General features: G+C 69.8%; 9 protein-coding genes. 6 read left to right on the top strand and 3 right to left on the bottom strand.

The genetic code is table 11. The annotated features are described in order from the left end of the window. Positions 1 to 224: 224 nt before the first annotated feature. The gene (locus WIX39_RS03450) at positions 225 to 839 is read right to left on the bottom strand and encodes a glutathione peroxidase (RefSeq protein WP_409196315.1); all 615 of its coding nucleotides are present in this window, start codon (positions 837 to 839) and stop codon (positions 225 to 227) included. Positions 840 to 968: 129 nt separating this feature from the next. On the opposite strand from WIX39_RS03450, the gene WIX39_RS03445 reads away from it, so the two are divergent. From WIX39_RS03445 to WIX39_RS03435, 3 genes are all read left to right on the top strand, one after another. Then, positions 969 to 1,826, top strand: coding sequence for a ferritin (locus WIX39_RS03445; RefSeq protein ID WP_081268747.1), 858 nt, complete (start codon positions 969 to 971; stop codon positions 1,824 to 1,826). A gap of 84 nt (positions 1,827 to 1,910) precedes the next feature. After that, complete coding sequence (locus WIX39_RS03440) at positions 1,911 to 2,810, top strand: RNA polymerase sigma-70 factor (protein ID WP_409194509.1); 900 nt, start codon at positions 1,911 to 1,913, stop codon at positions 2,808 to 2,810. An 87-nt stretch (positions 2,811 to 2,897) separates the two neighbouring features. Continuing rightward, positions 2,898 to 3,359, top strand: a complete 462-nt coding sequence (locus WIX39_RS03435) for a carboxymuconolactone decarboxylase family protein (RefSeq protein WP_081268749.1) — start codon at positions 2,898 to 2,900, stop codon at positions 3,357 to 3,359. Between the two features lie 4 nt (positions 3,360 to 3,363). On the opposite strand, the gene WIX39_RS03430 is transcribed toward WIX39_RS03435, so the two are convergent. Together WIX39_RS03430 and glnE are read right to left on the bottom strand one after the other, a co-directional pair. Beyond that, the gene (locus WIX39_RS03430) at positions 3,364 to 4,608 is read right to left on the bottom strand and encodes a septal ring lytic transglycosylase RlpA family protein (protein WP_409194508.1); all 1,245 of its coding nucleotides are present in this window, start codon (positions 4,606 to 4,608) and stop codon (positions 3,364 to 3,366) included. Further along, positions 4,601 to 7,396, bottom strand: coding sequence for a bifunctional [glutamate--ammonia ligase]-adenylyl-L-tyrosine phosphorylase/[glutamate--ammonia-ligase] adenylyltransferase (glnE, locus tag WIX39_RS03425; protein WP_285413937.1), 2,796 nt, complete (start codon positions 7,394 to 7,396; stop codon positions 4,601 to 4,603). The genes WIX39_RS03430 and glnE overlap by 8 nt, the downstream gene beginning before the upstream one ends. Before the next feature lie 25 nt (positions 7,397 to 7,421). Here glnE and WIX39_RS03420 point away from each other — a divergent pair, with 25 nt between their 5' ends. From WIX39_RS03420 to WIX39_RS03410, 3 genes are read left to right on the top strand one after another with little or no spacing between them, the layout of a single operon-like run. Continuing rightward, on the top strand, positions 7,422 to 11,627 hold the full coding sequence (locus WIX39_RS03420; protein WP_409194507.1) for a YhdP family protein: 4,206 nt from the start codon (positions 7,422 to 7,424) through the stop codon (positions 11,625 to 11,627). Then, positions 11,624 to 12,439, top strand: coding sequence for a carbon-nitrogen hydrolase family protein (locus WIX39_RS03415; RefSeq protein ID WP_081268753.1), 816 nt, complete (start codon positions 11,624 to 11,626; stop codon positions 12,437 to 12,439). The genes WIX39_RS03420 and WIX39_RS03415 overlap by 4 nt, the downstream gene beginning before the upstream one ends. A 2-nt stretch (positions 12,440 to 12,441) precedes the next feature. After that, positions 12,442 to 14,496 (top strand): two-component system sensor histidine kinase NtrB, encoded by a 2,055-nt coding sequence (locus WIX39_RS03410; RefSeq protein ID WP_106936402.1) that lies wholly within the window; start codon positions 12,442 to 12,444, stop codon positions 14,494 to 14,496. The last annotated feature ends 17 nt before the right edge of the window (positions 14,497 to 14,513 follow it).

The following is a 14,513-nucleotide window of genomic DNA, read 5'->3' as shown; positions in this document are numbered from 1 at the left end:
GAGGAGGAGAAGAATCGCCTCGGGATTTCGACCGGACGGCAGGCGTCCGGAAGACCTCGCAACATGAAAACTGGTGGGCAATCACTGCCCACGCAAGTTAGGAGCGAAGCGGCTGCGGCACGGTTCCCGCCGCAGTGGTAAACGTTTGTTTCGCTCAGTTCACATTGATTTGGACGCATCGGTAAATAATATTACCGATCCGTCTTTCTGTGAACTGTGCAGTCTCAATTTGGTCCGAGCTGCTTCTCGATGACGCTCACGAAACCGTTTTCGTCTGGCGCGGTCATGCTCGACCACGCCTGCACGACCTTGCCGTCGCGCCCGATCAGATACTTGTAGAAATTCCACTTGGGCGTGGTGCCCGAGGCCTGCGCCAGCTGCTTGAACAGCGGATTCGCCTCCGTGCCGCGCACCGACGACTTGGCGAACATCGGGAATTTCACCCCGAAGGTGCTCTCGCAGAAGTCCGCGATTTCCTTGTTCGAGCCCGATTCCTGGGAGAAGTCGTTCGATGGGAAGCCCAGCACCACGAGGCCGCGCGAGCGGTATTTCATGTCCAGCGCCTCCAGGCCCTTGTATTGCGGCGTGAATCCGCAGAAGCTGGCCGTGTTGACCACCAGGACCACCTTGCCGGAGTACTGGCACAAGGTCTGGGGTTTTTCATCCTGCAGCCGCGGGAAGGTGTGCTGGAGGATGGCGGGGCATCCTGCAGCCTCCGCCGGGGCGATGGCTGCCGGCGGTGTCTGCGCACTGGCCGGAACGGCGGTAAACAGGCTCGCCAGCAGGGAGATAGCCGGTACGAGGCCCACTAGAGCCGACAATCGGGAACGGGTTCGCATGGCGGACTCCTGGTCAAAAAGGGGGAATGCGCATCCGCGCCGCGAGGGCGCGCGTATACGCATCATCGCGCGTCTGTCATGGTCGCGCCAAACGGGCCGACTAAAATCGACGGCCATAGAAAGACATTGATGCTCTATCCGGAACTTTTCAGACAACTCGAATCCGTCCGCTGGGACATGGACAAGGATATTCCCTGGCAGTCGTTCGACGCTTCTTTGCTGACGGAAGAGCAGGCGCAGACCATCAAGATGAACGCCATCACCGAGTGGGCTGCGTTGCCGGCCACCGAGATGTTCCTGCGCGACAACCGCCACGATAGCGATTTTTCGGCTTTCATGTCGATCTGGTTCTTCGAAGAGCAGAAGCACTCGCTGGTGCTCATGGAGTACCTGAAGCGCTTCAGCCCCAAGCACGCTCCCACCGAGGCCGAACTCCACGAGGTGCGCTTCGACTTCGACCCGGCGCCCCCGCTCGAAACCCTCATGCTGCACTTCTGCGGCGAGATCCGCCTCAACCACTGGTACCGCCGTGCCGCCCAGTGGCACACCGAGCCGGTCATCAAGCACATTTACACCACGCTGAGCCAGGACGAAGCCCGCCACGGCGGCGCCTACCTGCGCTACATGAAGCGCGCCATGGAAAAGTTCGGCGACGAGGCCCGTGCCGCGTTCACCAAGGTCGGCGTCCTCATGGCCAGCGCCCGCCGCACGGCGCAGGCGCTGCATCCGACGAACCTGCACGTCAACAAGGCGCTGTTCCCCAACGACACCATCCAGAGCCGCATGCCCGACCCTGACTGGCTCGAGCACTGGCTCGACAAGCAGATCAAGTTCGACGCCGTCTGGGAAACCAAGGTCGGCGAGCGCATCCTACACAACCTGAGCCTGCTCATGGACCGCAGCTTCAAGACGGTCCAGGAACTGAACCGCTACCGCAAGGAACTGGCCGCTTCGCTCGGCCCCAAGCCCGAATACCAGGGCGCATAAACGAAGAAAGAACTCGCCCCGCACCCCGGGGCGATTTTTTTGGGGCGGGTGTCACAAACCGCGTGTGCCAGCCGTCTAGCAGCCATGGACGACGCCACCCTCACCTTCAACCGCCACCGCCCTCGCCTGCAGGGCATCGCCTACCGCATGCTCGGCTCGGTTGCCGAGGCGGAAGAGGTCGTGCAAGACGCCTGGCTGCGCTGGCACGAAGCCGCCAAGGACGCCTTCGACAGCGCCGAGGCCTGGCTCGTGACCGTCGTCACCCGCCTGTCGATCGACCGCCTGCGCGCCGCCAAGGTCCAGCGCGAGCACTACATCGGCGCCTGGATGCCCGAGCCTACGCTCACCGGCGCGCCCCATTCCCCCGCGACCCCCGCGACCCCCGAGCAACTGCTCGAGCGCGCCGACAACATCTCCGTCGCCTTCCTGGCCGTGCTCGAGCGCCTCGCTCCGGAGGCCCGCGCGGCTTTCCTGCTGCGCGAGGTGTTTGATGCCGACTACGAAGAAGTCGCCCGCACCCTCGGCAAGAGCGAGGCCGCCTGCCGGCAACTGGTGCACCGCGCCAAGGCCCAGGTGCAGGAGGGGCGCCCGCGCTTCAGCGTGCCGCGCGAGACCCATGAGCGCCTGCTGCGCGCCTTTGCCGATGCCGCCGCGCGCGGCAGCCTGCATGAATTGAAGGCGCTGATGGCCGAGGACGCCGAGCTCATCGGCGACGGCGGCGGCAAGGTGCCGACCTTCGGCAAGAGCCTTCATGGCAGCCAGCGCGTGGCGCAGCTCTACTTTGCGCTCTGGCGCCGCATGGGGCCGGCGGTGCGCATGGAAATCGTCGACATCAACGGCGAGCCGGGCATGCTGCGCTTTCTCGGCGGCGAACTCGAATCGGCCCAGACCTTCGAGATCGAGGACGGCCGCATCGTGCGCATCCGCGCGCAGCGCAACCCCGACAAGCTGGCGCGCATCGCGCAGCTTTTTTCTTCGAAATAGTTCGCGCGGCGTGTCACAGGGCGTGGGGCCCGTCCGTCTTCAGTGGGTGAGCAGTCAGATTTCATTGCAACCCAACTGGAGAAACCCATGAACCCCACTTTGCGCCTCAACTGGTCCAAGCTCGCCCCGAAGTCCTTCGAGGCTTTTCTGTCGGTCAATGCCACGCTCGAGGCGAGCACGCTGGGCAAGGTGCTGATCGATCTCGTCTTCGCACGTGTCTCGCAGGTCAACGGCTGTGCCTACTGCCTCGACATGCACGTGCGCGACCTGCGCAAGCAGGGCGAGGAATGGCAGCGCATCAACAGCCTGCCGACATGGCGCGAGGTGAGCTTCTACAGCGACCGCGAGCGCGCCGCGCTGGCCTGGGCCGAGTCGCTCACGCGGCTGGCCGACCGCCATGACGAACGCGATGCCGAGTTCGCCGCGCTGAAGGCCAATTTCAACGACCAGGAAATCGCCGAACTCTCGGTGGCGATCGCGCAGATCAACAGCTGGAACCGCCTGGGTGTCGGCATGCGCCTGCCAGTCGCGGCCAAGGCGATCGCCTGAAGGCTCAGCGCCGCTCCACCACCATCGGCGAAATGCGCAGGCTGTCGCGCAACTGCGTGACGACCTCACTGGCCGCGCTGCGCGACGGGAACGGCCCGGCCTGCAGCCGGTGCGTGCCCGCCTCGCTGAACACGCGCAGTTGCGGCGCCAGCGAAGGCACGCCGTGCGCGGCCTGGTTCAGCATGCTTTCGGCGCCGTCCCGCTCACGGAAGGCGCCGAGCTGCACCCAGAAGCCCTGCAGCGCAGTGGAGGGCGCCGGTGCGCCCGCGGGCAACGGCGGCGGCGACGAAGGCGCGGCCTGCAGCGGCGCCAGGTCGGTCACCACGATGGCGGGGCGCGTCGGCGGAATGGATGGCGGCGACTGCGCCGATTCCGGCTCGGCCCCGGCCGGCGGCACGGTAGCGATCGGCGTCTGCGGCGCGACCGGCATCGTGGATGCGGGCGGCGGCAGGTCGTTGTAGCCGCTGCTGTTGCTCGCGGCGACGGGCGTCGTCCACTGGACGGGCACCGCCACGGGCTGCTGCGCATTCGACGCACGCGACAAGGACGAGGATGACGCCACGCGCACCGGAACGAACTGCGCAGCCGGTGCAGCCGGTGCAGCAGGTGCAGCAGGTGCAGCAGCAGGCGCTGCCGCCGCATAGGCCGTGCCCGAATCCCGCCGCCATGCGCCGGTGCGGATGTCCTCGTTGGTGATCCGCTCGATCTCCACCGGCGCCACGCCGCGCAGCAGGTCGAGCTTCAGCGCGGCGGTGTAGCTCAGGTCGATGACGCGGCCGTCGACGAAGGGGCCGCGGTCGTTCACCCGCACGATCACCTCGCGGCCGTTGGCCGGGTTGCGCACGCGCACATAGCTCGGCAGCGGCAGCGTCTTGTGCGCGGCCGTCATGGCGTACATGTCGTAGGGCTCGCCGCTCGACGTCGACTGCGCGTGGAACTTGGTCCCGTACCAGGAGGCCAGCCCCGATTCGCGGAACGGCTGGTCGTCGGTGATCGGCGCATAGCCGCGGCCCAGCACCGTGTAGGGCTTGGCGGTGCCGCCGCTGGTGCGTATGGGTTCGATGCGGGGCTCGGCGTCGGGCACGCGCGCCAGGTCGGGCGGAATATTGGTGCCGGGGCCGTCGCGGCCGCCGGTGGCGCCACCGCCGCCGGAACGCGGGCCGCTCGCGCAACCCGCGAGGAAGACGGCGACGGCCACCGTGCAGGCGGCCAGCGCGGTGCCCAGTGGGGTGCGGGTGCCGTCAGCCAAATACCGCCTTCCAGAGCGCCAGCATGGCGTCGCGCTCGGCGGCCAGTGCGGGCGGGGTGACTTGCGTCGGTTCTTCGTTCAGGCGCGCGCGATGCTGCACGCGGCGCAGCTCGCGGTAAGCCCGCGCCGCGCTGCGGCCCACGCCTTCGGGCAGCAGCCCGGCCAGTTCGGCGCGCAGCAGCAGCGCGATGTTGCCCACGTTGGGAATCAGCTCGGGATGCTCGCCCGAGGACGACAGCACCAGGAACTGCACCGCGAACTCGGCATCGACCATGCCGCCGGGGCTGTGCTTCACGTCGAATCGGCCGGCCTTCACCGGCCGCGCGCCGCGCAGCTTTTCGCGCATGGCGATGATCTCGGCCTTCAGCGCCTCGCGGTCGCGCGGCGACACCAGCACGGCCTCGCGCACCTGGTCGAAGCGCGCGCCGAGTTCGGCGCCGTGGTCGCTGCTGCCCAGCACGAATCGCGCGCGGGTCATGGCCTGGTGTTCCCAGGTCCAGGCGGTGTTGCTGCCGCGGCCGAGCTGGTACTTTTCGTAGGCCTCGAAGCTGGTGGTCAGCAGGCCGGAGTTGCCGTTGGGCCGCAGCGCGGTGTCGATCTCGAACAGGTCGCCCTCGCGCGTCTTCACCGTGAGCCAGTTGATGAGCTTGCGCACATAGGCCGCGTACACCTCGCCGGCCCGCTCGTCGTCATCGTCGTAGACGAACACGATGTCGAGGTCGCTGCCGTAGCCCAGCTCTTTGCCGCCCAGCTTGCCGTAGCCGATGATCGCGAACTGCGGCTCCTCGCGGTGGCGGTTGCGCACGTGCGGCCAGCACCAGCGGGCGGTCACGCGCAGCGTGGTGTCGGCCAGGGCGCTCAGGTCGTCGGCCACCTGCTCGACGGTGATGCGGCCGTCCACGTCGCGTGCCAGCGTGCGGAACACCTCGGCATGGTGGGCGTGGCGCAGCAGGTTCAGCAGGCGTTCCTCGTCGGCCTCGCCGGTGCGGGTCAGCGATGCGTGGCGTGCCTCCAGTTCGCGCTCGAACTCGGCGGCCACGAAGCGGCCGGAGAGCATCTCGTCGCTCGCCAGTTCGTCGATCACGCCGGGATGCTGCATCAGGTAGCGCGCGGGCCATCTGGCCGCGCCCAGCAGGCGCAGCAGGCGTTCCTGCACGGCGGGCCGTTCGACCAGCAATGCGAGGTAGCTCTCGCGGCGCATCAGCGGCTCGATCCAGTCGGCCCAGCGCATGGCGGCGTCGACGTGGCGCGGCGTCTGCCCCGGTCCGTCGCCGTCGGCCTCCTTGAGCCACACGCCGGTGCGCTGCACCAGCTGGCGCAGCCGCACGCGGGTTTCCTCGCGCAGGGCCAGCACGCGGGGCTGCTCGCACCAGTCGCGGATGCGTTCTGCAAAGACCTGCGGCAGGTCGCCGAGCAGGTCGGCCAGCTCGGCGGGCGCGGCGGCCTTCTTGCCGCTGCACTTGCCGTTGCAGGGCTTCTCGCCGCCGAGCAGCTTGTCGAACTCCTGCGCGACGAACTCGCGGTGCGTGTCGAGTTGCGCGAGGAAGGGGCAGCAATCGGCATAGCCCATGGTCTGGGCGATCCAGCGCAGGTCGTCGTCGGCCACCGGCAGCACGTGGGTCTGCTGGTCGTCGAGGTACTGGATGCGGTGCTCCACGCGGCGCAGGAACTCGTAGGCCGCGGCCAGCGCATCGGCGGTTTCCTGCGGCATCAGGTTGGCGCGCGCCAGGCGCTGCAGCGCATCGAGCGTGGGGCGCGTGCGCAACTCGGGGAACTGGCCGCCGCGCACCACCTGCAGCAGCTGCACGGTGAATTCGATCTCGCGGATGCCGCCGCGCGACAGCTTCACGTCGTTGGCGCGCTCGGGCCGGCCGGCGCTGCGGCGCGCCGACTGCTCGCGGATCTGACGGTGCAGCACGCGCAGCGAATCGAACACGCTGTAGTCGAGGTAGCGGCGGAACACGAATGGCAGCACCGCGCCGCGCAGCGACTGGGCCTGGCCTGCCTGCACCACGTCGCGCGGGGCCACCACGCGGCTCTTCATCCAGGCGAAGCGCTCCCACTCGCGGCCCTGCACCTGGAAATATTCTTCCAGCGCGTCGAGCGAGACCACGCTCGGGCCCGAGTTGCCGTTGGGCCGCAGCGCCAGGTCGACGCGGAACACGAAGCCGTGCTCGGTGGTGTCGCCCACCAGCGCGTAGATGCGCTTCACGGCACGCGCGAAGTACTCCTGGTTGGACAGCCGGCCGCGCCCGTCGGCGTCGCCGCGGGTCTCGCCGTCCAGGTCGTAGAGGTAGATGAGGTCGATGTCGCTCGACACGTTGAGCTCGCGCGCGCCGAGCTTGCCCATGCCGACGATCCACAGCTGCGCGCGCTGGCCGTCGGGGCCCAGCGGCGCGCCGTGCACGGCGTCGAGTTCGTGGCAGGCGTCCCGGCAGGCGATGTCGAGTGCCAGCTCGGCCAGCTCGGTGACCGCGGTGGTCACCACGGCCAGCGGCGCCTGCGCGTCGCAATCAAGAGTTACAAGCCGCTCCATCACGAGCTGCCGCACAATCCTCAGGGCATCGCCGACGCTGTCCCCACGCAGGCGCAATGCCTCGTAAGCCACCGTCATCGACTCGCGCCGCGGCGCGCCAGGGGGAAGCAATGAAAGCTCGGCCGCATACCTGCGACGCAGGCGCTGCACGAAGCGCGAGTAGGAGGAGAACGCTGTTTGCGTCGAAGTGGCTGGCAACTGGTTCACACTGATGCTGGTTTCCGTGGAACCCCTCTGAATGCTGGCGGTCATAATTCCCGACACAGCGCGATCCTCAATGAACGACACGGCGTCTACCCCTTCACGTCTGCTCAAAATAACCGCTGTGACGGCGCGCTGGCTGCTGGGTCTGTTGATCGCTGCATGGCTTCTGCTGGCGCTGTCAGTCGTTGTCCTACACGCGTGGATTGTGCCGCGAATCGGCGATTTTCGCGGGGCTCTGGAAGCACAGGCTAGCAAGGCCATCGGCGTGCCGGTCCGCATCGGATCGATCACCGCCCGCTCCGAAGGGCTTTTCCCGGCCTTCGAACTGCGCGACGTGGTGCTGCAGGATGCCGACAGGCGCGAGGCCCTTCGCCTCGTGCGCGTGGTGGCCAGCGTGTCGCCGCGCTCGCTGTGGCGCCTCAATTTCGAGCAGCTCTACATCGAGGGTCCGCAGCTCGACGTGCGCCGCGACACTCAGGGAAAACTCCATGTGGCTGGTTTGCACATGGAGACCGACACCACCGGAGAGACCCGCGGCGCCGATTGGTTTTTCGCGCAGCGCGAGCTGGTCATCGAAGGCGGCACGGTGCGCTGGACCGACGAGCAGCGCAAGGCCGAACCGCTCCTGCTGACCGACGTGCGCTTCGTCGCGCGCAACACCGGCCTGCGCCACGGCGTGCGGCTCGACGCCACGCCGCCGGCCGGCTGGGGCGAGCGCTTCACGCTGCGCGGCCAGTTCCGCCAGCCGCTGCTGTCCATGCGCAGCGGCCACTGGCAGACCTGGGACGGCCAGCTCTATGCCGACCTGCCCTACATCGACGTGACCCGCCTCGGGCAGTACGTGTCGCTCGACGCCCGCATCCGCGAAGGCAACGGCGCGCTGCGCGTGTGGGCCGACGTGGACGACGGCCAGATCGTCGGCGGCGCGGCCGACCTGGGGCTCGACAAGGTCGACGTGTCGCTCGACAAGGGGCTGCAGCCGCTGGTGCTTCGCGGCGTCACCGGCCGGCTGTCCGGCCGGCTCACCGCGGACACGCTCGAGTTCTCGACCACCGCGCTGCAGTTCGGCACCAGCGACGGCCTGCGCTGGCCCGGCGGCAACCTGTGGCTGCAGCACACGCCCGCCAGGGGTCGCACGCCCGAGCACGGCGCGCTGCGCGCCGACCGGCTCGACCTCGCGGCGCTGGCGCTCATCGCCGACCGGCTGCCGCTGGGCGAAGCCTCGCACCGCCTGCTCGAGGCCTATGCGCCGCGCGGGCTGGTCGAGCACATCGACTTCAACTGGCAGGGCACCCTGGGCGCACCCGACCGCTACCAGGCCAAGGGTCGCGTGAGCGGCTTGCGCGTGGCCTCGCAACCCGGCACGCCGTCGCCCGCCGCCGCCGCGGCACCTGCTCCGGCCGCCACCACCACGGCCACGGCCAATGCCGCGGCTGCTGCGCCGAAGGTCCATGCCGGCACCCCCGGCCTGAGCGGCGCCACGGTCGACTTCGACGCCACCCACGCCGGCGGCACCGCCACGCTGGCCATCGCGCAGGGCACGCTCGAATTCCCCGGTGTGTTCGAGGACCCCGTCATTCCGATCGACCGGCTCTCGACGCAGTTGCAGTGGAAGCTCGACAACGGCAATGCGCAGCTCCAGGTCTCCAGGCTGCGCTTCGCCAACGTCGACGCGGAAGGCGACGCCGAGGCCAGCTGGCGCACCAGCGACCCCGCCACCTCCAGCAGCAAGGGCCGCTACCCCGGCGTGCTCGACCTGCAGGGCAAGCTGACCCGTGCCGACGGCACGCGCGTGTTCCGCTACCTGCCGCTCGACATTCCCCAGCACACGCGCGACTACGTGCGCGAAGCCGTCACCAAGGGCACCGCGAGCAGCGTCGATTTCCGCGTGCGCGGCGACCTGCACGACATGCCCTTCCTGGACCCGAAGCAGGGCGACTTCCGCATCGCGGCCAAGGTGGCGGACGTCGACTACGCCTATTCGCCGCCCCACGTGCCGGCCACCGCGCCGCGCAACGGCAAGCCGCCGGCCGTGTGGCCGCCGCTCACCGCGCTGTCGGGCGAACTGGTGTTCGAGCGCGACAGCATGCTGGTGCGCAACGCGCGCGGCCGCCTGGCCGGCGCCGCCGGTGTCGAGGTGACCAGGGCCGAGGCGCAGATCCCGGAGCTGTCGCACCATGCGCCGCAACTGCGCGTCGATGCCCAGGCCAAGGGGCCGCTGGCCGAGGTGCTGCGCGTCGGCGCGCCGCTGGCCGGCACCGAGACGGGGGGTGTCGGCGAGGTCATGCAGCGCGCGCGCGCCACCGGCTCGGCCGACTACAAGCTGCATCTCGAACTGCCGCTCGCGGCCATGGACAACGCCAAGGTGCAGGCCAGCGTGACGCTGGCCGACAACGAGCTGCAGATCGTGCCCGAGGCCCCCTCGTTCTCCCAGACGCGCGGCACGCTCAACTTCACCGAAACCGGCTTCTCGCTGGCCGGCGTGCAGGCCAGGCTGCTGGGCGGAGACATCCGCATCGAAGGCCGCGGGCGCTTCTCCGGCCCCAACCGGGAGGTCGCGCTGAAGGCGCAGGGCACCGCCACGGCCGACGGCCTGCGCGGCGCGCGCGAGGTCGACTGGCTCGCCCGCCTCGCGAAGAACGCGAGCGGCAGCACGCCCTTCTCAGCCGCGTTCTCAATGCGCGACGGCACGCCCGAGTTCTCGCTTTCCAGCAGCCTGCAGGGCCTGGCGCTGCAATTGCCGCCGCCGCTCACGAAGTCCGCCGAGGAGCAGATGCCGCTGCGCGTCGAGAAGAAAGTGCTGGCGCGCGACAGCCGCCAGGGCGTCGCCACGCAAGACCAGCTCTCGTTCGAACTCGGCCGGGTCGGCTCGGCGCAATACGTGCGCGAGCTGGTGGGCGGCGAGGCGCGCGTGACGCGCGGCGGCATCGGCGTGGGCCTGGCGCCCGGCGAAACCGCCAGCCTGCCCGACAAGGGCGTGTTCGCGAACATCAACGTCGGCAAGCTCGACATGGGCGCGTGGCAGTCACTGGTGGGCGATGCCGCTGCAAGCACGGCCACGGCCACGGGCACGGAAGCCGCCGAGCGGTCCGACGACACCTCCCTGCTCGCCTACCTGCCCACGCGCATCGCGGTGCGCGCGCAGCAGCTGGGCGTTGCCGGGCGCACGCTGCACGACGTGGTGCTCGGCGGCACGCGCGACGGCGCCCTCTGGCGCGCCAACATCGACGCCGCCGAGCTCAGCGGCTACGCCGAATACAGCCATACGCAGGCCGGCCGCCTCTATGCACGGCTCGCGCGCCTGAAGATCGCGCCGTCCGAGGCCACGCAGGTCGAGACCCTGCTCGACGAACAGCCCGGCACCCTGCCCGCCCTGGACATCGTGGTGGACGACTTCGAGCTGCTCGGCAAGCGCCTGGGCCGGGCCGAGATCGATGCCGTCAACCGCGGCGGCGCCGGCCGCGAATGGGCGCTCAACAAGCTGGCCTTCAGCACGCCCGACGCCAACTTCTCGGCCAAGGGCAGCTGGGCCGCGATTCCCGGTGCCACGGCCGGCCAGCGCCGCACCGCCATGAGCTTCAAGCTGGAGATCGTCGACGCCGGCGAGCTGCTGACGCGCTTCGGCATGCCCGGCGTGCTGCGGCGCGGGCGCGGGCGGCTCGAAGGCGACGTCAACTGGCGCGGTTCGCCGTTCTCGCTCGACTACCCCAGCCTGGGCGGGCAGCTGCAGGTCGACGTCGAACAGGGCCAGTTCCTCAAGGCCGACCCCGGCCTGGCCAAGCTGCTCGGCGTGCTGAGCCTGCAGGCGCTGCCGAGGCGGCTCACGCTCGATTTCCGCGACGTGTTCAGCCAGGGCTTCGCCTTCGACTTCATCCGCGGCGACGCCAAGATCAGCAAGGGCATCGCCAGCACCAACAACCTGCAGATGAAGGGCGTGAACGCCGCGGTGCTGATGGACGGCTCGGCCGACATCGTGCGCGAGACGCAGAACCTGCGCGTGGTGGTGGTGCCCGAGATCAACGCCGGCACCGCCGCGCTGGTGGCCACCGCCATCAATCCGGCCGTCGGGCTCGGCACCTTCCTGGCCCAGTGGGTGCTGAGCAAGCCGCTCTCGGCCGCGGCCACGCAGGAGTTCCATATCGAAGGCACCTGGGCCGACCCCAAAATAGCGAAGGTGCCGCGCTCGCTGCAGCTGCTGCCCCAGGGCATTCCCAACATGCCGGGGCTGCCCAGCACGCCCACCGCGGACGACGGCAAGAAAACGGAGACCACGCAATGAAAGTCGCAGCCATCCAGATGGTGTCGGCCATCGCGCGCGAGGCCAACCTCGCGCGCGCCCACGACCTGCTCGCCCGGGCCGCCGAAGCCGGCGCCGAGCTCGCGGTGCTGCCCGAGTATTTCTGCATGATGGGCGCGCGCGACACCGACAAGCTCGGCCTGCGCGAGACCGCCGGCGCGGGCACGGTGCAGGGCTTCCTGGCCGACGCGGCGCGCGAGTTCGGCCTGTGGATCGTCGGCGGCACGCTGCCCATCGAGAGCACCGACGCCGAGCACGTGTTCAACAGCTCGCTCGCCTTCTCGCCCGAAGGCCGCTGCGTGGCGCGCTACGACAAGATCCATCTCTTCTTCTTCGACAACGGCACCGAGCGCTACGACGAGCGCCGCGTCATCGCGCCCGGCGCCGAGCCCGTGGTGTTCGACCTGCCCTCGCGCGACGGCCACGGCTGGCGCGTGGGCATGAGCGTCTGCTACGACCTGCGCTTTCCCGAGCTGTACCGCGCGCTGGCAAAGCAGGGCGCCGACCTGCTGCTGGTGCCCAGCGCCTTCACGCGCACCACCGGCGCGGCGCACTGGGAGGTGCTGCTGCGCGCCCGCGCCATCGAGAACCTCGCCTGGGTGGTCGCGCCCGCGCAGGGCGGCACGCACGAGAACGGCCGCCAGACCTGGGGTCAGTCGCTGGTCGTCGACCCCTGGGGCACGGTGGTGGCGCAACAGGCCACCGAAGAAGGCGTGGTGCTGTTCGACATCGACGCCGGGCAGGTCGCGCGCATGCGCATGCAGCTGCCCGTGCTTTCGCACAGCGTCCTGTAGCAATGTCCGATGCGCTGCTGACCGTCCCACCGAGGCGATGGGCGCTCATCGCGTTCGCTCGCCTGCGCTCGCTGTGGCAGCGCTGGTTCCTGTGGCTGCTGCTGGCGGTGCTGGTGTCGGCGCTGCTGGTCACGGTGGTGTGGCTCGCGGGCCGGCACGAGGTCGAACAGGTGCAGGCCTCGCTCGACCGCGACACCGCCGACGCCGTGTCCGACCTGCGCAGCGGCTTCCAGCGCAACGCGCAGAGCCTGCGCGCCACGCAGGCCCCGGGCGCCAACCTGGGGCAGTGGAGCGACATCGCCGCCTCGCTGCTGCGCGAGCACCGCGAGTGGCTGCGGCTCGAATGGCGCGACGCCGCGCTGCGCCCGCTGCAGGCCGTCAACACGCCCTACCGCATGCGCATCCTCGACGAGGCCAGCCGCGGGCCCGAGCAGTCCGACGTCACGCTGGCCTGCGCGGCCGCGCGCAAGCTGGGCGCGTCGGCCTACTCGCCGAGCCACTACGTGCCGGTGGCGGGCGGCGGCGGCGTCGAGGTGATGGAGCTGTGCGTGCCGATCGACGCGGGCGGCTACCTCGTGGCCAGCTACTCGCTGCGCGACGCGCTGATCGAGCTGGTCGGCCCCACGCTCACGCGCGGGCAGGAAGTGGCATTCACCGAGGCCGACGGCACGCGGCTGGTGGCGCTGGGCACCTCGCGGCGCACCGGCACGCGCGTGTTCACCTCGCAGCAGCTCATCGACCTGCCGGGCACCTCGCTGATGCTGCGCGTGGACGGCTGGCGCGCGGCGCCAGACCTGTTCCCGAACATGCTCACCGCGCTGGTCACGGCCATCTCGATCGCGCTGGTGTCGGTGCTGGTGCTGCTGGCGCGCGACACCCGCCGCCGCCTGCGCGCCGAACGCGACCTGGCGGACGCGCTGGCCTTTCGCAAGGCGATGGAAGACTCGGTCATCACCGGCTTGCGCGCGCGCGACCTGCAGGGCCGCATCACCTATGTGAACCCGGCCTTCTGCGAGATGGTGGGCTTCACGCCCGAAGAACTCATGGCCGGCAACGCGGAGGCGCCCGACGCGCCCTACTGGCCCACGGAACTGGCGCACGAATACCAGCAGCGCCAGGCGCGGCGTCTGGCGGGCGGCATGCCGCCGCGCGAGGGCTTCGAGTCGGTCTTCATGCGCAAGGACGGCACGCGTTTTCCGGTGCTGATCTTCGAGGCGCCGCTCATCAACGCCCACAAGGTGCAGACCGGCTGGATGAGCGCCTTCATCGACGTGAGCGAGCAGCGCCGCATCGAGGAGCTGTCGCGCGCCAGCCAGGAGCGCCTGCAGGCCAGCGCGCGCCTGGCCACGGTGGGCGAGATGGCGTCGCTGCTGAGCCACGAGCTCACGCAGCCGCTGGCCGCCATTGCCAGCTATGCCAGCGGCTCGCTCAACCTGCTCGGCCCGCATGCGCGCGGCGACCAGGGCGAAGTGGCGATGGCGGTGAGGCGCATCGCCGAGCAGGCCGACCGCGCCGGCCAGGTGATCCGCAGCGTGCACGACTTCGTGCGCCGGCGCGACCGCACGCGCGAGCCGGTCGCGCCGCAGGCGCTGATCGACGCGGTGCTGCCGCTGGTGCGGCTGCAGGCGCGCAAGCTCGGCGTGAGCATCGAGGTGGTGTTCGAAGACCGCCTGCCAGCGGCCATGTGCGACCGCACGCTGGTCGAGCAGGTGCTGCTGAACCTCGCGCGCAACGCGATGCAGGCCATGGACAGCCCCGACAACGTCGGCAGCCGCGTGCTGCGCCTGCGCGTGTCGCGCGCGGCGGCGGTGGGCGGCACGGTGCAGGAAGACGGCCGCCGCTGGCTCGAGTTCTCGGTGGCCGACCTGGGCTGCGGCATCAGCGAGGAAGTGGCCCAGCGGCTCTTCACGCCTTTCTTCACCACCCGCGCCGACGGCATGGGGCTCGGCCTGAGCCTGTGCCGCACGGTGGTGGAGCAGCATGGCGGCGCGCTGGTGTTCGAGCCGAACAAGCCGCGCGGCACCGTCTTCAGGTTTACGCTACCGGCGGCAGCCTGACGGCGCTCTTTTTCCTC

Origin of the sequence: Variovorax sp. AB1(2024), assembly GCF_037482385.2 — a bacterium.
GTDB lineage: Bacteria > Pseudomonadota > Gammaproteobacteria > Burkholderiales > Burkholderiaceae_C > Variovorax.
Note: the sequence above shows the minus strand (reverse complement) of the source record. Positions and strands in the feature narration are given on the sequence as shown.